Source organism: Streptomyces sp. NPDC050315 (assembly GCF_040655775.1).
In the GTDB taxonomy this organism is placed as follows: domain Bacteria; phylum Actinomycetota; class Actinomycetes; order Streptomycetales; family Streptomycetaceae; genus Streptomyces.
Genome location: NZ_JBFAKN010000004.1, coordinates 40,446 through 66,318, shown reverse-complemented (window position 1 = coordinate 66,318; position 25,873 = coordinate 40,446). Strand labels below are relative to the sequence as shown.

Sequence of the window (25,873 nt, the reverse complement as noted above, 5' to 3'; positions counted from 1 at the left end):
TACGGGCGCTCAGTACTTTCGAGCGGGCGTCAGAGCGCCGCGAAGGCCGACTCCAGGATGTCCAGGCCCTCGTTCAGCAGGTCCTCGCCGATGACCAGCGGCGGCAGGAAGCGGATGACATTCCCGTACGTGCCGGTGGTCAGGATCAGCAGGCCCTCCTGGTGGCACGCCTTGGCCAGCGCCGAGGTCGCCTCCGGGTTCGGGTCCTTCGAGCCGGACTGCACGAGCTCGATCGCGATCATCGCGCCGCGCCCGCGGACCTCACCGATGATGTCGTACTTCTCGGCCATGGCGGTCAGGCGGGCCTTCATGACCTCTTCGATGCGCTTCGCCTTGGCGTTCAGGTCCAGCTCGCGCATGGTCTCGATCGCACCGACGGCGGCGGCGCAGGCGACGGGGTTACCGCCGTACGTGCCACCCAGGCCACCGGCGTGCGCGGCGTCCATCATCTCCGCGCGACCGGTCACGGCCGCCAGCGGCAGACCGCCGGCAATACCCTTCGCGGTCGTGATGAGGTCCGGCACGATGCCCTCGTCCTCGCACGCGAACCACTGCCCGGTCCGGCAGAACCCGGACTGAATCTCGTCCGCGACGAAGACAATCCCGTTGTCCTTCGCGAACTTCGAGATCGCGGGCAGGAAGCCCTTCGCCGGCTCGATGAAGCCGCCCTCGCCGAGCACCGGCTCGATGATGATCGCGGCGACGTTCTCGGCGCCGATCTGCTTGGTGATCTGCGAGATGGCCTGGTCGGCGGCCTCCTGCGCGCAGTTCTCCGGGCCGGTCAGCCAGCGGTACGGGTAGGCCAGCGGCACCCGGTAGACCTCGGGCGCGAACGGGCCGAAGCCGTGCTTGTACGGCATGTTCTTCGCGGTCAGCGCCATCGTCAGGTTGGTGCGCCCGTGGTAGCCGTGATCGAACACGACCACGGCCTGCCGCTTGGTGTACGCCCGCGCGATCTTGACGGCGTTCTCGACCGCCTCCGCACCGGAGTTGAACAGCGCCGACTTCTTCTCGTGGTCGCCCGGGGTCAGCTCGGCGAGCTGCTCACAGACCTCGATGTACGGCTCGTACGGCGTGACCATGGCACAGGTGTGGGTGAAGTCCGCGAGCTGCGCGGCCGCGCGGCGCACGACGGCCTCGGCGCTGCTGCCCACCGAGGTCACCGCGATGCCCGACCCGAAGTCGATCAGCGAGTTGCCGTCCACGTCCTCCAGCACACCGCCGCCGGCGCGCTTGATGAACACGGGCAGGACCGCGCCGACACCGGCCGCCACCGTGGCCTGCTTGCGCTCCCACAGCTCCTGGGACTTGGGGCCGGGGATCGCGGTGACGACGCGGCGCTCCTGGGGGAGGGCGGGGCCTCCGGTCAGTTCGGACATGGGAGTCTCCTGGAGGGAACGAGGACGCGGACGCACAGAGGCGGCGTACTACGTGACGTACTGAGGGTTGCGTTTCGCAGGCTAGGTGCGCAGGCGTGGGAGCGGCATGCACCGTTCGGGAGAAGTACGGGCCCCGCCTTGTCCGCACCGGACATAGCGCGGGTCGGGTATGCGGACGGCGCCCGGCCAGTAGATTGATCCGCGGCACACCGCTCGCGCTCTCAAGGGGGAACAGGGACACCGGATGGACACCGAGGGCACGCACGACGCACGCAACACCCACTCGGCCGGAATCCCGCATCCGGCGGCACCGCCCGGCGCGGCGGGGGAGCCGGCATGGGGGCCGCCCGGGGCCGCGCCGGTACCGCCGATGCCCGCCGCGCCGCCCGGCGCACCGGAGTCCCCCTTCATGGCCTGGCTCCGCGCCCCCCGCGTCCTGGCGGGCCCGGGCATCTGGTCCTTCGAACACCGGCCTCGGCCGAAGGAGGAGCCGCAGGAGATCGCGGTGCCGCAGCTGATCGCCGGCGCTGTGATCTCGTTCCTGTGCGCGTGGCTGCTGTGGTCGCTGCTGATGAACGGCTACCTCGGCCCCTACTGGAAGTGGCCGCTGGAAGCGATGCTGCCCGATTCCTGGCGGGCGGGTAATACGGGCGTCATCTCGTCCTTCGTCTACATGGCGCTGATCCTCGGCGCGATCGTCGTCCTCTTCGGACGGGTGGGCCGGTGGCCGACGCTCTTCCGGCGACTGCTCGCCCCTGTGGGCCGACGGGTGGGGAAGCGGCTGCCGGGGTGGCTGGCCCCCAAGGACCCGGGTGCCCTCCCGGCCGGCGCGTTGCTCCTCCGTGCCCCGGTGACCTTGGTTCTCGCGTGGCTCGCCTGGGAGTGGTGCACCGACAAGACGCGTGACTCGTCCCTGCTGATGCTGCAGCTGCAGAACTGGACCCCGACGTCGGGCGATGCCACGTCGTACGTCTACTACTCGGCGAGTTACTCCCTCATCGACCTCGGCGTCCTGCTGGCCGTCTTCGCTCCCTTCGGGTGCTGGTCGGAGGTGTGGCGTCGCTACACACCGGCGGGCCGTCGCAAGGCCGAGGCCGACCGGTCACCCGGGACCGATGCCCCCGTCCTCCAGGTCGACCAGGCCGAGTGGGCGGAGCTGCGGGCCGCCGGGGCCGGGGCGGCCGCGGACCGGCTGGCGCGGGAGGCACAGGCCGGGCTCATGAACGACGTCGACCATGCGCGGATCACCCGGGCCTGGCAGTCCGTACGGGTGCAGACGAACCGCTTCCCCGCCTTCGTCGAGAACGTCCAGCAGCACGGCTCCGGCGCCTGCGGCCACCCCTCCGGCGCCCGCGACCTGCCGGTGCGCACCGCCCGGCACGACCTGCTCACCGGCCAGGTGCGCATCGGCACGGCGTCCGACGACCTCCGCAACCCCTACGACCGGCGCGGCACTGGCGCCGCGCTCGACCCCGCCGTGCTGGGGACCTCGCTGCTGGCGGTCGGGCCGCCCGGTACGGGGAAGACGGCCCGGCTGGTGCGCCCGGTCCTGGAGGCGATGTGCCTGCAGGCGCTCGCCGGCCGGGCCGCGGTGGTCTCGGTCGGCGCGGCCGGGGACGGCCCGGCGGGGGACGACGCGTTCGACGCCGTGGTCCGCGTCGGGCACCGCGACTCCCCCTGCGACCTCGACCTCTACGGCGGCACCACCGACCCCGACGAAGCCGCTGCCGTGTTGGCGGAGGCGTTGGTGGGGGATGTGGTGGCCGGTATGCCGGGTGGGGAGAGTCGGCGGGCGGGGACGGTGTTGGGGCAGTTGCTGGGGCCGTTCCGGGTGGCGTACGGGCGGTTTCCCGGGGTCGCTGAGCTGCGGGAGTTGTTGGACGGGGCGCCGGAGGCGATGGGCGCGCTGCGGAGCGCGCTGGAGGCGGCGGGCGAGCAGGGCGCGTTGCGTGAGCTGGACGCGCGGGAGCGGCAGGCGCAGCGTGCGGGCGACGTCGGGGCACTGCTCGCGGACCGGATCGCGCTGCTGGACCGGCCCGCGTTCGCCGGTTTCTTCGACCCGTCGGGGCAGTCGCGGCAGGTGTCGCTGCGGGCGCTGGACCGCCCGCTGCGGGTGCGGATCGATCTTCCCGAGCGCGGCCACGCGGACGCCTCGCGGATCCTCGCGCGGCTGGTGCTGGCGCAGTTCACGGAGTGCGCGGTGGCACGGTCGGACCGGTCGGTGTTCGCGTGCCTGGTGCTCGACGACGCCTCGCACGTCGTCACGCAGGAGGCGCTGCGCGGCCTGCAGCGGCTGCGGTCGGCGAACGCCGGCGTCGTCCTGACCCTGCGCGCGCTGGACGACGTGCCGGAGGCGCTGCGCGGGGCGCTGCTCGGTACGGTCGGCTGCCGGATGGCGTTCGCGGGCGTGACGACGTGGGACGGCGCGCGGTTCGCCGAGGTGTGGGGCAAGGCGTGGGTGGAGACGCGGGACGTCACCGACCGGCAGATCGTGTCCGACGAGCCGTTCACCAAGCTGATGCACTCGATCAGGCGGCTGGTGACGGGCAAGGACGTGACGGCGAAGGCCGTGACGGTACGGACCGTGGAACGCGAGCGGTGGTCGGCGTCGGACCTGGCCAATGCCGTACCGGCCGGGCACGCGGTGCTGTCGGTGACGTCCGTGACGGGGGAGTCGGCACCGCCGGTACTGGTGGATCTGCGGGGCTGAGCGGCGGCCCGAACCGGAATCGGGCGCCTCGATTCCTACGCTGAGGCAGAATCGGTAAGGGCCGTTCATACGGGACGGAGAAAACCCCTGGGCGGCTCGCCCCCGGCAACCACATGTCTCACACGCCCACGCACATCGAAGGTCCCATGCCGCACACCCTCGCCTCCCTCGCCCACCACTCCGCCCTCAAGCTGACCGTGCTCGCGGGCGAGGACCGGCTGGACACCCCGGTCCGCTGGGCGCACGTGAGCGAGCTGACCGACCCGGTGCCGTACATGGAGGGCGGCGAGCTCCTGCTGATCACCGCGCTCAAGCTGGACGCGGAGGACCCGGAGGTGGCCCGGCGGTACGTACAGCGGGTCGCCGGGGCCGGGGTCGTCGGCCTGGGCTTCGCGGTCGGCGTGAACTACGAGGACGTGCCCGAGGCGCTGCTCACCGCGGCCCGCGAGGCGGACTTCCCGCTGCTGGCGGTGCCGCGCCGGACGCCGTTCGTGGCGATCAGCAAGGCCGTCTCGGCAGCCGTGGCCGCCGACCAGTACCGGGCGGTGACCGAGGGCTTCGAGGCGCAGCGGGAACTGACGCGCGCCGCACTGAGCGCCGAGGGCCCGGCGGAGCTGCTCGCCCGGCTCGCCGCGCACCTCAAGGGCTGGGCCGCGCTGTACGACGCCTCCGGCGCGGTCGTCGCCGCGGCCCCCGACTGGGCGGCCCGCCGCGCGGCCCGCCTCACCGAGGACATCGCGAAGCTGCGGGAGCGGCCGGCCCCCGCCAGCTCCGTCGTGGCGGACACCGAGGGCGACGACCGGGTCGAGCTGCAGTCGCTGGGCACCGGGCGCCGGGCGCGCGGCGTCCTCGCGGTCGGCACGGGCGCCCCGCTGGGCACGGCGGAGCGGTACGCCGTGCACTCCGCCGTCGCCCTGCTGACCCTGACCACCGAGCGGTCCCGCGCGCTGCAGGACGCCGAGCAGCGGCTCGGCGCCGCGGTGCTGCGGATGCTGCTGGCCGGCGAGCCGGACCATGCGCGCGCGGTGGCCGGACGGCTGTACGGCGGACTGCTGGACGCGCCGTTCCGGGTGCTGGTGGCCGAGCCGGTGAGCGGCGCGGAGGAGCGGTCCGCCGACGACGCGCAGGGCACGCTGGACGCGTTGGCCGACGCGCTGGAGTCGGCGGCGGCGCGCGGCGGCGAGGCGGTTCTCGCCGTGCCGGACGGCACCCGGCTGACCGTGCTCGCGGCGGACGGCGGCGCCGCCATCGCGGCGTGCGCCGACCACGCCGCCGCCCTGGAGGCCCGCTCCGGGACCGGCGCGGGCACCCGCAAGGCCGCGGCCGGCAGCGATGCGGTCCGCGGTACTCCGGGCCTGGCCGTGGGCCTCTCCGCGCCGTCCGGTCCGGCCGCGGCGGCGACCGCGCACCGGCAGGCCGAGCAGGCGCTGTCGGTGGCCAGGCGGCGGGCGCGGGTCCTGGTCGAGCACGAGGACGTGGCGGCCGGCTCCGTACTGCCGCTGCTCGCCGACGACGCGGTACGGGCCTTCGCCGACGGGATGCTGCGCGCGCTGCACGACCACGACGCGACCGGCCGCGGCGACCTCGTCGCCTCGCTGCGCGCCTGGCTGTCCCGGCACGGCCAGTGGGACGCGGCCGCCGCCGACCTCGGCGTGCACCGGCACACGCTGCGCTACCGGATGCGCCGCGTCGAGGAAATCCTCGGCCGCTCGCTGGACGACCCGGACGTACGGATGGAACTGTGGCTGGCGCTCAAGGCGACGACCTTGCAGCAGACGGACGGCTGACAGGGCGCCCCTCGGAGGCGCGGGTCAAGGGCGCGGGGAACCGCGCGACCGGCCACGACGGTGCGGACGCCGCGCCACGGAACCTCTGGGGCACCCCGCGGCGCAGCGGCCCGGGCGGACTCGCCGAACCCCCGCACACGCCAAACCGGCGGATCGCGTTCCCGTAGTAGTACGTCCCGGACAAACGCCGGTCCGGGAGTGCCGCCCTACCGTGGACCCGTCCGGAAGGGCGACCGAGGTCGGGCGCGGCAGGCAGCCGCCGCGCGCACCGGCCGGCACGCCACGCACCACGCCACCGAGAAGGGCCGGTATCCACTGTGCCGAACCGTAATGACGCAGCCACCACGGCTTTCTGGCTCGCCGGCCGAGCCGCCACCGGCGCGGAGACCTTCGAGGTCACCTCGCCCTGGGACGGCCGCACCGTCGGCACCGTGAGCGTGCCCACCGAGGAGCAGGTCGAGGAGGCCGTGGCCGCGTCCGTCGCGGTCCAGGCCGAGTTCGCCGCCACCCCCGCGCACGTGCGCGCCGCCGCGCTGGACCACGTCACCAAGCGCCTGGTGGAGCGCACGGAGGAGATCGCCCAGCTGATCTCCGCGGAGAACGGCAAGCCGATCAAGTGGGCGCGCGGCGAGGTCGGCCGCGCCGTGTCGGTCTTCCGCTTCGCCGCCGAGGAGGCCCGCCGCTTCAACGCCGGCGAGGCCATGCGCCTGGACACCGACGGCGGCGGCGCGGGCCGCCTCGCGCTGATCCGCCGCGTGCCCAAGGGCACCGTGCTCGGCATCGCGCCCTTCAACTTCCCGCTCAACCTGAGCGCCCACAAGGTCGCCCCGGCGATCGCCGCCGGCGTCCCGATCATCCTCAAGCCCGCCCCGGCCACCCCGCTCTCCGGCCTGATCCTCGGCGAGCTGCTCGCCGAGACCGACCTGCCGGCCGGCTCCTGGAGCATCCTCCCGGTGCCGAACGACCGGATGCCCGCGCTGGTCCAGGACGAGCGGCTGCCGGTGATCTCCTTCACCGGTTCCGAGACGGTCGGTTACGCGATCATGGACTCGGTGCCGCGCAAGCACTGCACCCTGGAGCTCGGCGGCAACGGCGCGGCCGTGATCCTCGCCGACTACGCCTCCGAGGCGGACCTGGACTGGGCGGCGCAGCGCATCGCCACCTTCTCCAACTACCAGGGCGGCCAGTCCTGCATCTCCGTGCAGCGCGTGATCGCCGACGCCTCCGTGTACGACCGGCTGCTGCCGAAGATCGTCGAGCGCGTCGAGGCGCAGGTCACCGGCGACCCGACCGACCCCGCGACCGAGGTCGGCCCGCTGGTCAGCGAGGACGCCGCCAAGCGCGTCGAGTCCTGGGTCGACGAGGCCGTGCAGGCCGGCGCCCAGCTGCTCGCCGGCGGCAAGCGCGAGGGCGCCACGTACGCCCCGACCGTGCTGGCCGACCTCCCCGAGGGCACCACCCTCGCGTGCGAGGAGGTCTTCGGGCCGGTCCTTTCGGTACAGAAGGTGGACGGCGAGGCCGCGGCCTTCGCCGCCGTCAACAGCTCCAAGTACGGCCTCCAGGCAGGCGTGTTCACCCACGACCTGCAGACCGCCTTCCGCGCCCACAAGGTGCTGGAGGTCGGCGGCGTGATCATCGGCGACGTGCCGTCGTACCGCGCCGACCAGATGCCGTACGGCGGCGCCAAGCAGTCCGGTGTGGGCCGCGAGGGCGTCCGCTACGCGATGGAGGACTACACCTACGAGCGAGTGATGGTGATGACCGGGCTGGAACTCTGACGCTTCCGGCCAGGGGCCGGACAACTGGACAGCAGGGGCCGGGGCGCATATTCGGGTGCGCCCCGGCCCTCCGGTTTTCCGGGGCCGGGGATCACCGGCACACCCGCCGTAAACATGGGAATCATTTTCAGGTAAGCTGGCGGCCGTACCGAGCCCTGCCGACAGGAGGATCACCATGGCCGTCCCCAAGCGGAAGATGTCCCGCTCCAACACCCGCCACCGCCGCTCCAACTGGAAGGCCGCGCAGCCCGACCTGGTGCCGATCACCATCGACGGCAGCCAGTACACCGTGCCGCGCCGTCTCGTGAAGGCGTACCAGCGCGGGCTGATCGACCCGCCGCGCGACTGACGGCGGGGGCCGGACGCCGGGTCTGAAGTCACAGCCCTGCGTCCGTGTGCGCGAAGGCTGGTGCAAGTCGCGCGGATCGGGTAGAGACTCACAAGTAGCACTGACCGGTAGCCAACCCGGGCAGGCCACTGACCGGTAGCCGACCGGCGGACCGGTACGGATGACCCGACTCCGCGGTGAGGTGACCCTCCTCATGACCGCTCCATCCACCCGCAACGTCTCCGAGCGCGAAGCCCGGCAGGTCGCCGAGGCGGCCCGTGAACAGGACTGGCGCAAGCCCAGCTTCGCCAAGGAGCTGTTCCTGGGGCGCTTCCGGCTCGACCTCATACACCCGCATCCCACCCCTGCCGCGGAAGCGGTCGAGCGCGGTGAGGAATTCCTCGCCAAGCTCCGCGACTTCTGCGAGACGAAGATCGACGGTGCGCGCATCGAGCGCGAGGCGCAGATCCCCGACGAGACCATCGCCGGTCTCAAGGAGATCGGCGCGCTCGGCATGAAGATCGACACCAAGTACGGCGGCCTGGGCCTCACCCAGGTGTACTACAACAAGGCGCTGTCGCTGGTCGGTTCCGTCAACCCGGCGGTCGGGGCGCTGCTCTCCGCGCATCAGTCGATCGGCGTACCGCAGCCGCTGAAACTGTTCGGCACACAGGAGCAGAAGGACCAGTTCCTGCCGCGCCTCGCCCGTACGGACATCTCCGCGTTCCTGCTCACCGAACCGGACGTAGGTTCCGACCCGGCCCGGCTGGCCACCATGGCCGTACCGGACGGGGACGAATACGTACTGGACGGCGTCAAGCTGTGGACGACCAACGGAGTTGTCGCCGACCTGCTCGTCGTGATGGCCCGTGTACCGAAATCCGAGGGCCACAAGGGCGGCATCACCGCCTTCGTCGTCGAGGCGGGCTCCGAGGGCATCACCGTGGAGAACCGCAACGCCTTCATGGGGCTGCGCGGCATAGAGAACGGCGTCACCCGCTTCCACCAGGTGCGGGTGCCGGCCGCGAACCGCATCGGGCCCGAGGGTGCGGGCCTGAAGATCGCGCTGACCACGCTGAACACCGGGCGGCTGTCGCTGCCCGCCATGTGCGTCGGCGTCGGCAAGTGGTGCCTGAAGATCGCCCGCGAGTGGTCCGCCGCGCGCGAGCAATGGGGCAAGCCCGTCGCCAAGCACGAGGCGGTCGGCGGCAAGGTCTCCTTCATCGCCGCCACCACCTTCGCGCTGGAAGCCGTCGTCGACCTCTCCTCGCAGATGGCCGACGAGGACCGCAACGACATCCGCATCGAAGCGGCGCTCGCCAAGCTGTACGGCTCGGAAATGGGCTGGCTGATGGCGGACGAACTGGTCCAGATCCGCGGCGGCCGCGGCTTCGAGACCGCCGAGTCGCTCGCCGCGCGCGGCGAACGGGCCGTCCCCGCCGAGCAGGTACTGCGCGACATGCGCATCAACCGGATCTTCGAGGGCTCGACGGAGATCATGCACCTGCTCATCGCCCGCGAAGCGGTGGACGCGCACCTGTCCGTCGCCGGTGACCTGATCGACCCCGAGAAGTCCCTCGGGGACAAGGGGAAGGCGGCGGCGCGGGCCGGCGGCTTCTACGCCCGCTGGCTGCCCAAACTGGTCGCCGGACCCGGCCAGGTACCCGGTACGTACGCGGAGTTCGGCGAGCTGGCCACGCACCTGCGGTTCGTCGAGCGGACCTCCCGCAAGCTCGCGCGCTCCACGTTCTACGCGATGTCGCGCTGGCAGGGCCGGATGGAGACCAAGCAGGGCTTCCTCGGGCGGATCGTCGACATCGGCGCGGAGCTCTTCGCGATGAGCGCCGCGTGCGTACGGGCCGAGCACCTGCTCGCCACCGGCGCACACGGCCGCGAGGCGCACCAGCTCGCCGACGTCTTCTGCCGACAGGCAAGGATCCGGGTCGAGGAGCTCTTCGCGCGGCTGTGGACCAACACCGACGAGCTGGACCGCAAGGTCGTCGCCGGGGTGCTGACCGGTACGTACACCTGGCTGGAGGAAGGCGTCATCGACCCCAGCGGCGACGGTCCGTGGATCGCGGACGCGACGCCGGGGCCCGCACGGAGGGAGAACGTCCACCGGCCGATCAGGAGCTGAGGAACGTGCACCGGCGGCTCCGGTGACGGGCGGAGCCGCCGGTGACGGGACGGGGGACGGGCCGGTCCTCGCGATCGCGGGGACCGGCCCGTACTGGGCGCACCCGCGGCCGGTGCGCCGCCCGGCGCACCCGATATCCCGCGAGCTGGTGTCCGTACTCCGGACGTGACCGGCCACAATGGTGCCCATGACGGAATCCCTCGCCCATCCGCACCTGCGTTTCGACCCGCCGGCCACCGCACCCGGCGAGCCACGCGACATCGTGATCCTCGGCTCGACCGGCTCCATCGGCACCCAGGCGATCGATCTCGTCCAGCGCAACCCGGACCGCTTCCGCGTCACCGGCCTGTCCGCCGCCGGCGGCCGGGTCGCGCTCCTCGCCGAGCAGGCGCGGCAGCTGCGCGTCGGTACGGTCGCGGTGGCCCGCGAGGACGTCGTGCCCGCGCTGCGCGAGGCGCTGTCGGCGCAGTACGGACCGGGCGAGCCGCTGCCGGAAATCCTGGCCGGACCCGACGCCGCCACCCAGCTCGCCGCCACGAAGTGCCACACCGTACTGAACGGCATCACCGGCTCCATCGGCCTCGCGCCCACCCTCGCGGCCCTGAAGAGCGGCGCCTCCCTCGCGCTCGCCAACAAGGAATCGCTGATCGTGGGCGGCCCGCTGGTCAAGGCGCTCGCGAAGCCCGGCCAGATCGTCCCCGTCGACTCCGAGCACTCCGCGCTCTTCCAGGGCCTGATGGGCGGCCGCCGCGAAGAAGTACGCAAGCTCGTCGTCACCGCCTCCGGCGGCCCCTTCCGCGGCCGCAGCAAGGCCGAGCTGGCCGCCGTCACCCCCGAGCAGGCACTCGCCCACCCCACCTGGGCGATGGGCCCGGTCATCACGATCAACTCCGCGACCCTGGTCAACAAGGGCCTGGAGGTCATCGAGGCACACCTGCTGTACGACGTGCCCTTCGAGCGCATCGAGGTCGTCGTCCACCCGCAGTCCTACATCCACTCCATGGTGGAATTCACCGACGGCTCCACCCTCGCCCAGGCCAGCCCGCCCGACATGCGCATGCCCATCGCGCTGGGGATCGGCTGGCCCGACCGGGTACCGGACGCGGCGCCCGGCATCGACTGGACCAAGGCCCACACCTGGGAGTTCTTCCCGCTGGACCAGGACGCCTTCCCCGCCGTACCGCTCGCCTGCCACGTCGGCACGCTCGGCGGCACCGCCCCGGCCGTCTTCAACGCCGCCAACGAGGAGTGCGTGGACGCGTTTCTGCAGGGCGGGCTGCCGTTCACAGGAATTGTCGATACGGTCGCCGAAGTCGTCGCCGAGCACGGCACGCCCGCGCCGGGAACGTCTCTGACCCTCTCGGACGTACTGGAAGCGGAGACCTGGGCGCGCGCCCGCGCCCGCGAACTGGCCGCCCGTGCGGCACGTACACCATCGGAGGCCCGCGCATGACGACCTGGATGACCATTCTCGGCATCGTCGTCTTCGTCGTCGGCCTGCTCTTCTCGATCGCCTGGCACGAGCTGGGGCACCTGTCGACGGCGAAGATGTTCGGCATCCGCGTGCCGCAGTACATGGTCGGCTTCGGACCCACGCTCTTCTCCCGCAAGAAGGGCGACACCGAGTACGGCATCAAGGCCATCCCCGCCGGCGGCTACATCCGCATGATCGGGATGTTCCCGCCCGGCGACGACGGGAAGCTCTCGGCCCGCTCCACCTCGCCCTGGCGCGGCATGATCGAGGACGCCCGCTCGGCCGCCTTCGAGGAGCTGCAGGAGGGCGACGAGAAGCGGCTGTTCTACACCCGTAAGCCCTGGAAGCGCGTCATCGTGATGTTCGCCGGGCCGTTCATGAACCTGATCCTCGCGGTCGTGATCTTCATGAGCGTCCTGATGGGCTTCGGCATCAACACCCAGACCACCCAGGTCGGCTCGGTCTCGGACTGCGTCATCGCCGCCTCCGCCAAGACCGACAAGTGCCCGTCCGACGCCAAGGACTCCCCGGCCAAGGCCGCGGGGCTGCGGGCCGGCGACAAGATCGTCGCCTTCGGCGGGCGGCCGATGGGGGACTGGGACACCCTCCAGCGGGCCATCCGTGACACCACGGGCCCCGCGACGATCACCGTCGAGCGGGACGGCGCCCGGAAGGTACTGCACGCCGACCTGATCGAGAACAAGGTCGCCAAGACCGACGGACACGGCGGCTACGTCGCCGACCAGTACGTCACCGCCGGCTTCCTCGGCTTCACCCCCGCCAGCGGCATCGTGAAGCAGGACTTCGGCCAGTCCGTCGACCGCATGGGCAACATGGTCAAGCAGGGCGTCGACTCGCTGATCGCGCTGCCCGGCAAGGTCCCCGACCTGTGGAACGCCGCGTTCAACGGCGGCGAGCGCAAGCAGGACTCCCCGATGGGCGTGGTCGGCGCGGCCCGCGTCGGCGGCGAGGTCTTCGCCCTGGACATCCCGCCCTCGCAGCGGGTGGCGACCATGCTCTTCCTGGTCGCGGGGTTCAACCTCTCGCTCTTCCTGTTCAACATGCTGCCGCTGCTGCCGCTGGACGGCGGGCACATCGCGGGCGCCCTGTGGGAGTCGCTGCGCCGGGCCTTCGCCAAGGTCTTCCGGCGTCCCGACCCCGGCCCCTTCGACGTGGCGAAGCTCATGCCCGTCGCCTACGTCGTCGCCGGCATCTTCATCTGCTTCACGCTGCTGGTGCTGGTCGCGGACGTGGTCAACCCGGTACGGCTGACCGGGTAGCGCGCCGCTTCCCGACTGCCGGACATCCGTACGGAGGCGTACGGGTGTCCGGCAACCGTCCTTTCGGGCGGTGTGGACCGGCGCGATGTGCCTCCGGCAATACCGGTGACGTAACCTCGGCCACGGAGCCCGCCGATCTCGGGTCCTTGATCACACCTTGGGGAAGCTCGTCAGATGACTGCCATTGCGCTGGGAATGCCGGACGTTCCGACCAAGCTCGCCGACCGCCGCGTGAGCCGCAAGATTCACGTCGGACCGGTGGCCGTGGGCGGCGACGCACCCGTGTCGGTGCAGTCGATGACGACGACGCGTACGGCCGACATCGGGGCGACGCTGCAGCAGATCGCGGAGCTGACGGCCTCCGGCTGCCAGATCGTCCGCGTGGCCTGCCCCACGCAGGACGACGCGGACGCGCTGCCGGTGATCGCGAAGAAGTCGGGGATCCCGGTGATCGCGGATATCCACTTCCAGCCGAAGTACGTGTTCGCGGCGATCGACGCGGGCTGTGCGGCGGTGCGGGTGAACCCGGGCAACATCAAGCAGTTCGACGACAAGGTCAAGGAGATCGCCAAGGCGGCCTCCGACGCCGGGACCCCGATCCGTATCGGCGTGAACGCCGGGTCGCTGGACCGCCGCCTGCTGCAGAAGTACGGCAAGGCCACGCCCGAGGCGCTGGTGGAGTCGGCCTTGTGGGAGGCGTCCCTCTTCGAGGAGCACGGCTTCCGCGACATCAAGATCTCGGTGAAGCACAACGACCCGGTCGTGATGGTCAATGCCTACCGGCAGCTGGCCGCGCAGTGCGACTACCCGCTGCACCTGGGCGTGACCGAGGCCGGTCCGGCCTTCCAGGGCACGATCAAGTCGGCTGTGGCCTTCGGCGCGCTGCTGTCGGAGGGCATCGGCGACACGATCCGCGTCTCGCTGTCCGCGCCGCCGGCCGAGGAGATCAAGGTCGGTATCTCCATCCTGGAGTCGCTGAACCTGCGGCAGCGCCGCCTGGAGATCGTCTCCTGCCCGTCCTGCGGCCGCGCCCAGGTGGACGTGTACAAGCTGGCCGAGGAGGTCACCGCGGGGCTGGACGGCATGGAGGTGCCGCTGCGCGTCGCGGTCATGGGCTGCGTCGTCAACGGGCCGGGCGAGGCGCGCGAGGCGGACCTGGGTGTGGCGTCCGGTAACGGCAAGGGGCAGATCTTCGTGAAGGGCGAGGTCATCAAGACCGTGCCCGAGTCGAAGATCGTGGAGACGCTCATCGAGGAAGCGATGAAGATCGCTGAGCAGATGGAGAAGGACGGGGTGGAGTCGGGGGAGCCTTCGGTGGCTGTGGCGGGCTGAGGCTCCGGCTGCCCGTCCGTTACGTGTACGTGGCAGGGCCCCTCCCTCTCCCCACCACCCGGTGCGAGGTCCCTCCCCCGCCTCCACCGCACTACCCCCGAACCTAGCCCCCACCCCCACCCCCTCGCGCCCCCTGTGGAAAACCGCGGCCGCTGCGACGCGCCCCCCTGTGGATAACTGCGTCACAAGCGACGATGCGCCCCCCGCCCCCCTCTCCGAGCCGGGCAGGGGGCGCATCGCGTGTACGCGAGGTATCGTGCCTGGACCTGCTCTCTTACGGCCCCGGCCCCGTCACGGTGAGGCAATCCGACACGTGCTGACGACCACCACCAAGGTCCTCGAGCCGGGGGAGCTCGACGACGCCCTCGCGGTCCTCGACCGCGACCCGGTCGCCAACGCCTTCGTCGCCGCCCGAGTACAGGTCGCCGGGCTCGACCCCTGGCGGCTCGGCGGCGAGATGTGGGGCTGGTACGAGAACGGCCGGCTGGAATCCCTCTGCTACGCGGGCGCCAACCTCGTCCCCGTCTGCGCCACCCCCGACGCCGTACGCGCCTTCGCCGAGCGCGCCCGCCGCCAGGGCCGCCGCTGCTCCTCCATCGTCGGCCCCGCGGCCCCCACCGCCGAGCTGTGGTCGCTGCTGGAGCCCGCCTGGGGGCCCGCCCGCGAGGTCCGCGCGCACCAGCCGCTGATGGTCACCACCAAGCCCGCGGCCGAGATCGACCCCGACCCGTACGTCCGGCGCATCCGCAAGGACGAGATGGACCTGATCATGCCCGCGTGCGTGGCCATGTTCACCGAGGAGGTCGGCATCTCGCCGCTGGCCGGCGACGGCGGGCTGCTCTACCAGGCCCGGGTCGCGGAACTGGTCGGCGCGGGCCGCTCGTTCGCCCGGGTGGAGAACGGCCGGGTCGTCTTCAAGGCCGAGATCGGCGCCGCCACGCTGCGCGCCTGCCAGATCCAGGGCGTCTGGGTCGCGCCCGAGTACCGCGGCAAGGGCCTGTCCGAGACCGGCATGGCGGCCGTACTGCGCTACGCCCTCGCCGACGTCGCGCCCATCGTGAGCCTGTACGTGAACGACTTCAACACCGCGGCGCGGGCCGCCTACCGCCGGGTCGGCTTCGAAGAGGTCGGCGCGTTCATGAGCGTACTGTTCTGACGGCCGCCGCCCGTCGAAGGCGCCGTAACGTTCCGGCCGGACCTCTCCGGCCGGGCTGTCCCGGACCGATCGTGTTCACCGCCCGCGCTGTGTACGCTCCCGACCATGGATGACGTCGTGGTCGCCCCGCTCGACCTCGCTGCCCGCGTGGACGAAGCGCTGGCCGTACAGGCGCTCGCCTTCGGCCTGACCGACGACGAGATCGGCGTACGGCGCCACATCGTGCTGCGCCACCTCACCACCCCCGGGGCCCGCGCCCTCGGCGCCACCACACCCGAAGGGCGGCTGGCCGGCTTCGTGTACGGCCTGCCCAACGACCGCTCCCACTGGTGGTCCAGCGTCGTCGAGCCGTATCTGCGCAGCACGGGGCAGGATTTCTGGCTGGACGACTCCTTCGTCATCACCGAGCTGCACGTCCACCCCGCCTACCAGAAGCGCGGCATCGGACGGGCGCTGATCACCCGCATCACCGACGAGGCGCCGTACCCGCGCAGCATCCTCTCGGCCATTGACACCGAGAGCCCGGCCCGCGCGCTGTACCGCTCGCTGGGCTACCAGGACCTCGCCCGCCGCGTGATCTTCCCCAGTGCGCCGGCCCCGTACGCGGTCATGGGCGCGCCGCTTCCATTGGCACGCTGAGGGCCCTGGGGGCGCCGGGGGACCGGTATCCATTTCCGTGCGCGATGCCCGGCCCGATAACCTCGCTCCAGAACCCTTTCTTACGCAGGAGAATCACCATGGCCCAGGTCCAGCGCATGTCCCGATTGATGATCAAGACGCTGCGCGACGACCCGGCCGACGCCGAGACCGCCAGCCACAAGCTGCTCGTCCGCGCCGGGTACGTCCGCCGCACCTCCGCCGGCATCTGGACCTGGCTGCCGCTGGGCAAGAAGGTGCTGGAGAACGTCTCGCGCGTGGTGCGCGAGGAGATGGACGCCATCGGCGCCCAGGAGGTCCTGCTGCCCGCGCTGCTCCCCAAGGAGCCGTACGAGGCGAGCAACCGCTGGGAGGAGTACGGCGACCTGCTCTTCCGTCTGCAGGACCGCAAGGGCGCCGACTACCTCCTCGGCCCCACCCACGAGGAGATCTTCACCCTCACGGTGAAGGACCAGTGCACGTCCTACAAGGACCTGCCGGTCATGCTGTACCAGATCCAGACCAAGTACCGGGACGAGGCGCGCCCCCGCTCCGGCGTGCTGCGCGGCCGCGAGTTCCAGATGAAGGACTCGTACAGCTTCGACACCACCGATGAGGGGCTGGCGCAGTCCTACGCGCTGCACCGCGAGGCGTACCAGAAGATCTTCGCGCGCCTGGGCCTGGACTACCGCATCGTCTCGGCCGTCTCCGGCGCGATGGGCGGCTCCGCGTCCGAGGAGTTCCTCGCCCCCGCCGCGGCCGGTGAGGACACCTTCGTCGACTGCCCGCAGTGCGACTACGCGGCGAACACCGAAGCCGTGACCGTGAAGGTCGCGCCGGTGGACGCGTCGGGCGTCGGCGAGATCGAGGAGCTGGACACCCCGGACACCCCGACCATCGAGACGCTGGCCGCGCATCTGGGTGTCCCGGCCTCCGCCACGCTGAAGAACCTCCTGGTGAAGGTCGACGGCGAGATCGTCGCCGTCGGCGTGCCCGGTGACCGCGAGGTCGACCTGGGCAAGCTCGGCGAGCACCTGGCGCCGGCCGTCGTCGAGGTCGTCACCGCCGAGGACTTCGTCGGCCGCGAGGACCTGGTGCGCGGTTACATCGGTCCGCAGGGCCTGGCCGGCAAGGCCTTCAAGTACCTCGCCGACCCGCGCGTCGCGCCCGGTACGTCCTGGATCACCGGCGCCAACAAGGACGGCAAGCACGCCCGCAACGTCGTCGCGGGCCGCGACTTCGAGGTGGACGACTACCTCGACGTGGTCGTCGTCGAGCCGGGCGACCCCTGCCCGAAGTGCGGTGCCGGGCTGGTCATCGACCGGGCCATCGAGATCGGCCACATCTTCCAGCTGGGCCGCAAGTACGCCGACGCGTTCGAGCTGGATGTACTCGGCCAGAACGGCAAGCCGGTGCGGGTCACGATGGGCTCGTACGGCATCGGCGTCTCCCGCGCGGTGGCGGCGCTCGCCGAGCAGACCCACGACGAGTCCGGCCTGTGCTGGCCGCGCGAGGTCGCCCCGGCGGATGTGCACGTCGTCGCGGCGGGCAAGGCCAAGCAGACGGAGCTGGCGCTGGAGGTCGGCGAGAAGCTGGGCGCGGCGGGGCTGCGCGTGCTCGTCGACGACCGGGCCGGGGTCTCCCCGGGCGTGAAGTTCACCGACGCGGAGCTGCTCGGCGTGCCCACGATCGTCGTCGCGGGGCGCCGCGCGGGCGAGGGCGTCGTGGAGCTGAAGGACCGGCGGACGGGTGAGCGTGAAGAGGTCACGGTCGAGGAGGCCGTGGCGCGCCTGAGCGCGTAGTTTCCGACGGAGGTGGCGGCCCCCGCACCGTGTGGTGCGGGGGTTGGCGAATCCAGCCCGTCCGGCGTTTGAGGACGAGCGGCCGCCAGGCCGCGATACGACGCGCACCACAACGAGCCCGCGCCGGACGGGCGTGCGTACACGTCCACGCCGGAAGCGGCTCCTGCGGGTCCTACAGCCAGGTCCCGAACTCCAGCAGCAGCTCCCCGCGGCCGCGATCGCCCGCCGCCAGGGCCTGGAGGCCCGTCTCGACGGCCCGCACCAGGGTCCAGCCGCGCAGGCGATCGCGGTCGACGTCCAGGGAGTCGGCCAGCTTGGCGACCCGGCGGCGCGCCGCGGCCGCGGCACCCGTGCCGGCCGCCAGGTCCTCCATGCGGTCCAGGACCAGCCCGGCCAGGTCGTACGCGCGTTCGCCGATGACCGGTCGCGGCCCGACCGCGAGCCACGGCGTGCGGTGGCCGGCCAGTACCTTGCCCTGCCGGAACGCGCCGTGCAGGAGTACTTCTTCGGGGGCGTCGGCGGGCAGCGCGCGGCGCAGTTCCGTGGCCTCGTCGATCAGCGGGGCGGCCGAGGGGGCCGCCGCGCCGCCGGCCCGCAGCGCCGCCACGTCGGCCTCCGTGCGGGCGGCCAGCGTCTCGAAGGGGTGCTGCTCCGGGGGAGAGACCCAGAGCCGGCGGACCGTCCCCGCCGCCTCCAGGAGCGCCTTCGTCTCGGGGAGCGAGCGCAGCGACACCGCGCCGCGCAGCCGCTCCAGCAGGAGCGCGCCGCTGTCCAGGTCGGCGTCGAGCAGTCGTACCGCGCCCCAGCCGTCCCAGCGCGTCAGTGCCGCCGCCTCGGCCTCCGCGCCCGGCTGTCCGGGGAGCGGGAACTTCAGCGCGGCCGGCGTGCCGTCCCGCTGGGTGACCAGGACGAGGAGGCTGGCGCGGCCGCCGGGCTCGTGCACCCGCTCCGGGGTGAGTTCCCAGGCCGCCAGCCGCTCCGCCACGCGCTCCGGCAGCGTGTCCAGCCAGGCGCGCGCGGGGCTCGCGGGGTCGTCGCCGATCGCGCGCACCAACCGTCTCGGCGGTTCGATGGGTGCCGTTGCCATGCTGGAACTGTCCCTTTCGTCGGCGGTGCCGGGGTGGCCGGCGGGCCTGCGGCCGTCCGGGCCGGTGGCCGCCGCGCGCTCAGAGCGCGTCGGCGGATCCGGTCGCGGTGGGCGACGGGCTGCCGGCCGTGGTCCGTTCGGCGAGCCCAGGGAAGGCTACGCCGCTGCCGCGCCAGCGCACCGCACGCACCGCTGCCTCCCGGAGCGATCCGGCCGCCGCGCGCCGCCGGGCCCCCGAAGAGGCGCGTACGAGGTCGGCGTACGCCCCGGCCACCCGGTCCTCCAGTTCGGCCGCGAGGCGCACGGCGGCGGCCGCGTCGGGCACGGGGAAGGGCAGCGCGTACGCCGCTGCCGCGGCCTTCGGTGTGCCGCCGAGCGCGGTCACCCGGCGGCTCAGCTCGTCCCGGCGCGCACGATGGGCGTCGTAGCCGTCCTGCGCCTCCCCGCGCCGCCCGTCGTCGACGCGCGCTCCCACCACGCCGTAGCCGTAGAGCGCGGCGTGCTCGGCGGCCAGCGCGTTCTGCAGGGCCTTCAGTTCGGCCGCCCGCTCGGTGTTCTCCTGCTTCTCCGCCGGCATCAGGCGTTCTTCCCGTCCTTCTCGTCCGTCCCGCCGTCCTTGCCGTGCGAGTCGAGTACGTGGGCGTGCGCGGCGCCGGCCGCGGCGACCGAGGCGAGCAGCCGGGCGACCTCCGGCGGCGCGCTGACAAGGGCCGCGGTGCGCCGGTCGGCGGTCTCCCGTTCGGCGTCGGCCAGCGCGGCGAGGGCTCGCCGCGCGCTGCCGGGTACCTTCGGGGCGCGCGGTCGCTTTCCCGGTGTGCGGGACGGCGAGGCGGTCGCGGAGGGGGTGCCGGACGGGGTGCCGGTGGCCTCCGGCGTGTCGAACGCCGCGATGTGCGCGGCGACTTGGTCCCGCAGCGGGCGCACCTGCTTCTCCAGCGCCGGGTGGGCGGTCAGCGTCGCGTCGTACCGGGCCAGCAGTGCGCCGCTGTCCTGTGAGCCCTTTTCGAGCAGGGACCGGCCGGCCGCGCTGTCCATGTCGTCGGACGCGGCGGACTGCTCGGAGCAGCCCGTGAGCAGTGCCGCGCTGCCGAGCGCGGCGCCTGCCAGCAGCGTCCTTCTCCTCAGGGGCGTACTCAGGTGCGTACTCGGCTGCGTACTCGGCTGCGGCACGGTCCTCTTCCCGGGGGTCTGCGGGTGGTGATCTGGTGATCACCGCAGGCGAGCGTAACCGCGGCCGCGCACGGAATCGTCAGTACCCCGCCGGAACAGATAGGCTTTGGCCAGACACGCGACCATCCCACAACAGCACACGCGGCCGAGGAGTCACCCGGATGAGCACCACCCAGAGCGAGAGGCTGCGCGGACTGCTTGAACCGCTGGTCGCCGCGCGAGACCTGGATCTGGAAGAGATCGAGGTGACCCCCGCGGGCAAGCGGCGTGTGCTGAGGATCGTGGTGGACTCCGACGACGGCGTCCAGTTGGACGAGTGCGCCGCACTCAGCCGCGAGATCTCGCAGGCCCTGGACGACGCGGACGCCATGGGGGACGTCGCGTACACCCTGGAAGTCACCTCTCCCGGCGCGGACCGCCCGCTCACCGAGCCGCGGCACTACCGCCGCGCCACCGGCCGCCTGATCAAGGCCCAGCTGCATGAGGGCGGGGAGCTGGTCGCCCGGATCATCGCCGTCGACGACGAGGGCCTGGACCTCGAAGTGCCGGGCGTGAAGGGGCGCAAGCCCACCGCCCGCCGGGTCGCCTTCAGCGAGATCGCCAAGGCGCGCGTGGAGATCGAGTTCAACCGCAAGACCGCTCCGGCTCCCGCCGTGGGCGACACCAACGACGAGAGCCAGGAGGAGGCGTAGCCGTGGACATCGACATGAGCGCCCTGCGGGGTTTGGTGCGGGAGAAGGAAATCTCCTTCGACCTGCTGGTGGAGGCCATCGAGTCGGCCCTCCTCATCGCGTACCACCGCACCGAGGGCAGCCGCCGCCACGCGCGCGTGCAGCTGGACCGCAACACGGGCCATGTGACCGTGTGGGCGAAGGAGGACCCGGCCGACCTCGAGGAGGGCCAGGAGGCCCGCGAGTTCGACGACACACCGTCGGGTTTCGGCCGGATCGCGGCGACCACCGCCAAGCAGGTCATCCTGCAGCGGCTGCGGGACGCCGAGGAGGATGTGACCTTCGGCGAGTACGCCGGGCGCGAGGGCGACGTCGTCACCGGCGTGGTCCAGCAGGGCAAGGACCCCAAGAACGTCCTGGTCGACATCGGCAAGCTGGAGGCCATCCTGCCGGTGCAGGAGCAGGTCCCCGGCGAGGACTACAAGCACGGCACGCGGCTGCGCTCGTACGTCGTCCGCGTCGTCAAGGGCGTCCGCGGCCCGTCGGTCACCCTCTCGCGCACCCACCCGAACCTGGTGAAGAAGCTCTTCGCGCTGGAGGTCCCGGAGATCGCGGACGGTTCGGTGGAGATCTCCGCCATCGCCCGTGAGGCCGGTCACCGCACGAAGATCGCGGTGCGTTCGACCCGCTCGGGGCTGAACGCCAAGGGTGCCTGCATCGGTCCGATGGGCGGCCGCGTCCGCAACGTCATGGCCGAGCTGAACGGCGAGAAGATCGACATCGTGGACTGGTCGGACGACCCGGCCGACCTGGTCGCGCACGCGCTGTCGCCGGCCCGTGTCTCCAAGGTCGAGATCGTGGACCTGGCCGCGCGCTCCGCGCGGGTCACCGTCCCCGATTACCAGCTGTCACTGGCCATCGGCAAGGAAGGGCAGAACGCCCGGCTCGCCGCCCGGCTCACCGGCTGGCGCATCGACATCCGCCCGGACACCGAGGCACCGGACCCGCGGGACTGACGTACTGGACGCCGGCGGCCCGGTGCCGCCGGCGTCGATTGTCAGCCACAGAGGGAATACGAGCAGCCGTTCGGTCCTTACCCCATAGGGGTGAGACCGCTACGGGGAGGTAGACTTAAGCAGTGTCTGGCCGGACGCATGCCCGCGCATGCCCTGAGCGAACCTGTGTGGGATGCCGGGAGCGAGCGGCCAAGGGCGATTTGCTGCGCATCGTGGTGATCGATGGTGAGTGCACCCCCGATCCACGCGGTACGCTGCCCGGCCGGGGTGCTTACGTGCACCCCACACCGGTCTGTTTCGAGCTGGCGGTCCGCCGCCGGGCGTTCCCCAGGGCCTTCAGAGGGCCGGGACCGCTCGACACCACGGCCTTGCGCCAGTACGTCGAGCAGGCAACACCGTAAGACAGCACGTCGCACGGAAAACCGTGCGGTCAGGTACCTCGCGAGTCGGAAGTAGGTCGAGATTGCGATGAGCACTCGATGAGTACGCGATGAGTACGCCCATGAAGTAGCGACGGTCCGGTGGACAACCCGGACCTAGAAGGAGCGAAGTGGCTAAGGTCCGGGTATACGAACTCGCCAAGGAGTTCGGCGTTGAGAGCAAGGTCGTCATGGCCAAGCTCCAAGAACTTGGTGAATTCGTCCGTTCGGCGTCCTCGACGATCGAGGCGCCGGTTGTTCGCAAGCTGACCGACGCTTTCCAGGCAGGCAACGGCAACGGCCGTGCCGCCGGCAAGCCCTCGGCGCCGCGCAAGTCTGCGCCCGCCAAGCCGTCCGCGCCCTCCCCGGCGCAGGCGGCCCGTCCTGCTGCCCCGAAGCCGGGTGCCCCCAAGCCGGGCCCCGCGGCTCCGGCCGCCCCCGAGGCCCCGAAGGCCCCCGAGGCGCCGAAGAGCAGCACCCCCTCTCCCGCGGCGCCCGCTCCGGGCCCGCGCCCCACGCCCGGCCCGAAGCCGGCTCCCAAGCCCGCTCCGGCCGCGCCCGCGCAGCCCGAGTTCCAGGCTCCGCCGGCCGCGCCGCAGGCCCCCAAGCCCGGCGGCGCCACCCCCGGTCCGCGTCCGGGCCGTCCCGGCCCCGGCCAGGAGCGTCAGGACCGCGGCCAGGGCCGCGGCGACCGTGGCCCGCGTCCCGGCGGCGACCGTCAGGGTGCTCCGCGCCCCGGCGGCAACCGTCCCCAGGGCCCGCGTCCGGGCAACAACCCCTTCACCTCCGGCGGCTCCACGGGCATGGCCCGTCCGCAGGCTCCCCGTCCCGGTGGCGCGCCGCGCCCCGGCGGTCAGGGTGGCCCCGGCGGCCCGCGCCCGCAGGGTGCCGGCCAGGGCGGTCCCCGTCCCCAGGCTCCCGGTGGTAACCGTCCGACTCCGGGCGGTATGCCCCGTCCCGGCGGCGGTGCCGGCGCAGGCCAGGGCGGTCCCCGTCCCGGCGGCGGCGCCCGTCCGAACCCGGGCATGATGCCGCAGCGTCCGGCTGCCGGCCCGCGTCCCGGCGGCGGCCCCGGCGGTGGCCGTGGTCCCGGCGGCGGCGGTCGTCCGGGCGGCGGCGGTCGTCCCGGTGGTGGCGGCGGCTTCGCCGGTCGTCCCGGTGGCGGTGGCGGCGGCTTCGCCGGCCGTCCCGGCGGTGGCGGCGGCGCTCCGGGTCGTCCCGGTGGCGGCGGCTTCGGCGGCCGTCCCGGCTTCGGTGGCCGTCCCGGCGGTCCCGGTGGCCGCGGTGGCACGCAGGGCGCCTTCGGCCGTCCCGGCGGTCCCGCGCGTCGCGGTCGCAAGTCGAAGCGGCAGAGGCGTCAGGAGTACGAGGCCATGCAGGCCCCGTCGGTGGGCGGCGTCATGCTGCCCCGCGGCAACGGTGCGACGGTTCGTCTGTCGCGCGGTGCCTCGCTGACCGACTTCGCGGAGAAGATCAACGCCAACCCGGCGTCGCTCGTCCAGGTCATGCTGAACCTGGGTGAGATGGTCACCGCGACGCAGTCCGTCTCCGACGAGACGCTGCAGCTCCTCGGCGACGAGATGAACTACGTCGTCGAGATCGTCAGCCCGGAGGAGGAGGACCGCGAGCTTCTCGAGTCCTTCGACATCGAGTTCGGCGAGAACGAGGGCGGCGAGGAAATGCTCGTCTCCCGTCCGCCGGTCGTGACCGTCATGGGTCACGTCGACCACGGTAAGACCCGACTGCTGGACGCGATCCGCAAGACGAACGTCATCGCGGGCGAGGCCGGCGGCATCACGCAGCACATCGGTGCGTACCAGGTCGCGACCGAGGTCAACGACGAAGAGCGTCGCCTCACCTTCATCGACACCCCGGGTCACGAGGCGTTCACTGCCATGCGTGCCCGTGGTGCGAAGTCGACCGACATCGCGATCCTCGTGGTGGCGGCCAACGACGGTGTGATGCCGCAGACGATCGAGGCGCTGAACCACGCCAAGGCGGCCGACGTGCCGATCGTGGTCGCGGTCAACAAGATCGACGTCGAGGGCGCCGACCCGACCAAGGTGCGCGGTCAGCTCACCGAGTTCGGTCTGGTGGCCGAGGAGTACGGCGGCGACACGATGTTCGTCGACATCTCCGCCAAGCAGGGCGAGAACATCGACAGCCTGCTGGAGGCCGTGGTCCTCACCGCGGACGCCTCGCTCGACCTGCGGGCCAACGCCGAGCAGGACGCGCAGGGTATTGCGATCGAGGCCCACCTCGACCGCGGCCGCGGCGCCGTGGCGACCGTCCTGGTCCAGCGCGGCACCCTGCGGGTCGGCGAGACGATGGTCGTCGGCGACGCCTACGGCCGAGTCCGCGCGATGCTGGACGACAAGGGCAACAACGTCCAGGAAGCGGGTCCCTCGACCCCCGTCCTGGTGCTGGGTCTGACCAACGTGCCGGGCGCCGGCGACAACTTCCTGGTTGTCGACGAGGACCGCACCGCGCGTCAGATCGCCGAGAAGCGCGCGGCGCGCGAGCGCAACGCGGCCTTCGCCAAGCGCACCCGTCGCGTGTCCCTGGAGGACCTGGACAAGGTGCTCAAGGCCGGCGAGGTCCAGCAGCTCAACCTCATCATCAAGGGAGACGCGTCCGGTTCGGTCGAGGCCCTGGAGTCCTCGCTGCTCCAGCTCGACGTGGGCGAGGAGGTCGACATCCGCGTGCTGCACCGCGGCGTGGGTGCGGTCACCGAGTCCGACATCAACCTGGCGTCCGGCTCCGACGCGATCGTCATCGGCTTCAACGTCCGCGCCGAAGGCCGCGCGACGCAGATGGCCGAGCGCGAGGGCGTCGACGTCCGGTACTACTCGGTCATCTACCAGGCGATCGAGGAGATCGAGGCGGCCCTGAAGGGCATGCTGAAGCCGGAGTACGAGGAGGTCGAGCTCGGCACGGCGGAGATCCGCGAGGTCTTCAAGTCGTCCAAGCTGGGCAACATCGCCGGTGTCCTCATCCGGTCCGGCGAGGTCAAGCGCAACACCAAGGCGCGCCTGCTCCGCGACAACAAGGTCATCGCGGAGAACCTCAACATCGAGGGTCTGCGCCGCTTCAAGGACGACGTCACCGAGATCCGCGAAGGGTTCGAGGGCGGTATCAACCTCGGCAACTTCAACGACATCAAGGTCGACGACGTCATCGCGACGTACGAGATGCGCGAGAAGCCGCGCGGCTGATCACGCACAGCGAGCTGGGGCCGGTCGGCGGGAGGAATTCCGTCGATCGGCCCCGGCCGTTGCGTGTACGGTGCCAGTGACCGCTACACCTCAGGCCCCACGGGTGGCTCACCCGGACTGCATGTACGTAGGGACGCTGTCCTTCGACCTCCTCCTCGGCGACGTACGGTCGCTGAAGGAGAAGCGCTCCGTCGTCCGCCCGATCGTCGCCGAACTGCACCGCAAGTACGCGGTCAGCGTGGCGGAGGTCGGCGAACAGGACCTCTACCGCCGGGTCACGATCGGCCTGGCGGCGGTATCCGGCGACGCGGGGCACCTCACAGACGTACTGGACCGCTGCGAGCGACTGGTCGCCGCACGTCCCGAAGTGGAGCTGCTGTCGGTACGGCGGCGGTTCCACGGCGAACACGACGACTGACGCGACGGCCCGCCGGTCACCCGGCAGGCCGTGCGGGCCGTCGGCGCCGCAAGCACCATGGTGGAAAGAAACCAGAAG

20 protein-coding genes are annotated in these 25,873 nt (G+C 72.1%); 16 read left to right on the top strand and 4 right to left on the bottom strand.

Annotation, left to right across the window (positions count from 1 at the left end; all coding sequences use genetic code 11):
• Window positions 1-29: 29 nt before the first annotated feature.
• Window positions 30-1,379: a 4-aminobutyrate--2-oxoglutarate transaminase gene (gene gabT / locus AB0I82_RS15585; protein WP_363257797.1), complete on the bottom strand. Its 1,350-nt coding sequence runs from the start codon at window positions 1,377-1,379 to the stop codon at window positions 30-32.
• A gap of 244 nt (window positions 1,380-1,623) precedes the next feature.
• Between gabT and AB0I82_RS15580 the strand changes: the two genes are divergently transcribed.
• The 11 genes from AB0I82_RS15580 (at window position 1,624) to AB0I82_RS15530 (ending at window position 17,799) form a co-directional block, all read left to right on the top strand.
• Window positions 1,624-4,089 (top strand): ATP/GTP-binding protein, encoded by a 2,466-nt coding sequence (locus AB0I82_RS15580; RefSeq protein ID WP_363257796.1) that lies wholly within the window; start codon window positions 1,624-1,626, stop codon window positions 4,087-4,089.
• Between the two features lie 146 nt (window positions 4,090-4,235).
• Window positions 4,236-5,876: a PucR family transcriptional regulator gene (locus tag AB0I82_RS15575; protein WP_363257795.1), complete on the top strand. Its 1,641-nt coding sequence runs from the start codon at window positions 4,236-4,238 to the stop codon at window positions 5,874-5,876.
• A gap of 317 nt (window positions 5,877-6,193) precedes the next feature.
• Entirely contained in the window at window positions 6,194-7,654 is a 1,461-nt protein-coding gene (locus tag AB0I82_RS15570) for an aldehyde dehydrogenase family protein (RefSeq protein WP_363257794.1), read from the top strand.
• A gap of 175 nt (window positions 7,655-7,829) precedes the next feature.
• Complete coding sequence (gene rpmF, locus AB0I82_RS15565; protein ID WP_030624779.1) at window positions 7,830-8,003, top strand: 50S ribosomal protein L32; 174 nt, start codon at window positions 7,830-7,832, stop codon at window positions 8,001-8,003.
• 193 nt (window positions 8,004-8,196) lie between these two features.
• The gene (locus AB0I82_RS15560; RefSeq protein ID WP_363257793.1) at window positions 8,197-10,119 is read left to right on the top strand and encodes an acyl-CoA dehydrogenase family protein; all 1,923 of its coding nucleotides are present in this window, start codon (window positions 8,197-8,199) and stop codon (window positions 10,117-10,119) included.
• Window positions 10,120-10,306: 187 nt separating this feature from the next.
• Window positions 10,307-11,572 (top strand): 1-deoxy-D-xylulose-5-phosphate reductoisomerase, encoded by a 1,266-nt coding sequence (gene dxr, locus AB0I82_RS15555; RefSeq protein WP_363257792.1) that lies wholly within the window; start codon window positions 10,307-10,309, stop codon window positions 11,570-11,572.
• Entirely contained in the window at window positions 11,569-12,873 is a 1,305-nt protein-coding gene (locus AB0I82_RS15550) for a site-2 protease family protein (RefSeq protein WP_363257791.1), read from the top strand. Before dxr ends, AB0I82_RS15550 begins: the two co-directional genes overlap by 4 nt.
• Window positions 12,874-13,047: 174 nt before the next feature.
• Window positions 13,048-14,205: a flavodoxin-dependent (E)-4-hydroxy-3-methylbut-2-enyl-diphosphate synthase gene (gene ispG, locus AB0I82_RS15545; RefSeq protein WP_363257790.1), complete on the top strand. Its 1,158-nt coding sequence runs from the start codon at window positions 13,048-13,050 to the stop codon at window positions 14,203-14,205.
• A gap of 313 nt (window positions 14,206-14,518) precedes the next feature.
• Window positions 14,519-15,361, top strand: coding sequence for a GNAT family N-acetyltransferase (locus AB0I82_RS15540; protein ID WP_363257789.1), 843 nt, complete (start codon window positions 14,519-14,521; stop codon window positions 15,359-15,361).
• Window positions 15,362-15,466: 105 nt separating this feature from the next.
• Entirely contained in the window at window positions 15,467-16,000 is a 534-nt protein-coding gene (locus tag AB0I82_RS15535) for a GNAT family N-acetyltransferase (RefSeq protein WP_363257788.1), read from the top strand.
• A gap of 98 nt (window positions 16,001-16,098) precedes the next feature.
• Window positions 16,099-17,799: a proline--tRNA ligase gene (locus AB0I82_RS15530; protein WP_363257787.1), complete on the top strand. Its 1,701-nt coding sequence runs from the start codon at window positions 16,099-16,101 to the stop codon at window positions 17,797-17,799.
• 172 nt (window positions 17,800-17,971) lie between these two features.
• Here the strand turns inward: AB0I82_RS15530 and AB0I82_RS15525 are convergent, their stop codons facing one another.
• From AB0I82_RS15525 to AB0I82_RS15515, 3 genes are all read right to left on the bottom strand, one after another.
• Entirely contained in the window at window positions 17,972-18,886 is a 915-nt protein-coding gene (locus AB0I82_RS15525) for an aminoglycoside phosphotransferase family protein (protein ID WP_363257786.1), read from the bottom strand.
• 79 nt (window positions 18,887-18,965) lie between these two features.
• Window positions 18,966-19,463 carry a ferritin-like domain-containing protein gene (locus tag AB0I82_RS15520; RefSeq protein ID WP_363257785.1) on the bottom strand — a complete coding sequence of 166 codons (498 nt, stop codon included), beginning with the start codon at window positions 19,461-19,463 and terminating at the stop codon, window positions 18,966-18,968.
• Window positions 19,463-20,056, bottom strand: coding sequence for a hypothetical protein (locus AB0I82_RS15515; protein ID WP_363257784.1), 594 nt, complete (start codon window positions 20,054-20,056; stop codon window positions 19,463-19,465). The genes AB0I82_RS15520 and AB0I82_RS15515 overlap by 1 nt, the downstream gene beginning before the upstream one ends.
• A gap of 161 nt (window positions 20,057-20,217) precedes the next feature.
• Here AB0I82_RS15515 and rimP point away from each other — a divergent pair, with 161 nt between their 5' ends.
• From rimP to AB0I82_RS15490, 5 genes are all read left to right on the top strand, one after another.
• A complete protein-coding gene (rimP, locus tag AB0I82_RS15510; protein WP_363257783.1) occupies window positions 20,218-20,748 on the top strand; it encodes a ribosome maturation factor RimP in 531 nt (176 codons plus the stop codon).
• A gap of 2 nt (window positions 20,749-20,750) precedes the next feature.
• The gene (gene nusA / locus AB0I82_RS15505) at window positions 20,751-21,743 is read left to right on the top strand and encodes a transcription termination factor NusA (protein ID WP_030266413.1); all 993 of its coding nucleotides are present in this window, start codon (window positions 20,751-20,753) and stop codon (window positions 21,741-21,743) included.
• Between the two features lie 122 nt (window positions 21,744-21,865).
• Window positions 21,866-22,144 (top strand): YlxR family protein, encoded by a 279-nt coding sequence (locus AB0I82_RS15500; protein WP_363257782.1) that lies wholly within the window; start codon window positions 21,866-21,868, stop codon window positions 22,142-22,144.
• 149 nt (window positions 22,145-22,293) lie between these two features.
• On the top strand, window positions 22,294-25,377 hold the full coding sequence (infB, locus tag AB0I82_RS15495) for a translation initiation factor IF-2 (protein ID WP_363257781.1): 3,084 nt from the start codon (window positions 22,294-22,296) through the stop codon (window positions 25,375-25,377).
• Between the two features lie 121 nt (window positions 25,378-25,498).
• Window positions 25,499-25,795 carry a DUF503 domain-containing protein gene (locus AB0I82_RS15490; RefSeq protein WP_363257780.1) on the top strand — a complete coding sequence of 99 codons (297 nt, stop codon included), beginning with the start codon at window positions 25,499-25,501 and terminating at the stop codon, window positions 25,793-25,795.
• Window positions 25,796-25,873: the final 78 nt, after the last annotated feature.